Here is a 386-nt window from a genome sequence, read left to right as displayed (position 1 = left end):
CTTCTCGCAGATTCGACAGCAAAAATGCTACGCCGCCGCCGCGTTTCGACAGCTGCAGTGCGGAATTTACCGCCCGACCAATCGACTCCATATTGTCTTCAATACGCAGCAAAAAACAGGAAACCAGTTCGCCGCGCTGCTGCTTACCGCAGTTGAGGAATGTTGGCGTGGCTGGCTGAAAGCGTCCTGACAGCATTTCATCGGTCAGTTGCAACGCCAGCGTCTCATCGCCTTGTGCCAGCGTCAGCGCCACCATCGTTACTCGATCGGCAAAATCTTCCAGATAACGTTTACCGTCGAATGTCTTCAACGTATAGCTGGTGTAAAACTTCCATGCCCCGAGGAATGTCTGGAAACGAAAACCGCTGGTGTGTGCGTGGGTAAAC

Annotated in this window: 1 protein-coding gene; it reads right to left on the bottom strand. The window is 53.1% G+C overall.

All coding sequences use genetic code 11. The annotated features are described in order from the left end of the window. Positions 1–386: ribonucleotide reductase N-terminal alpha domain-containing protein (locus tag A7976_RS11860; protein ID WP_305791278.1), on the bottom strand; the 386-nt coding region annotated here is incomplete at both ends.

The organism is Methylobacillus sp. MM3, from assembly GCF_001645185.1.
GTDB lineage: Bacteria > Pseudomonadota > Gammaproteobacteria > Burkholderiales > Methylophilaceae > MM2.
The sequence above is the reverse complement of the archived record's forward strand: the minus strand, read 5'-3'. Positions and strand labels throughout refer to the sequence as shown.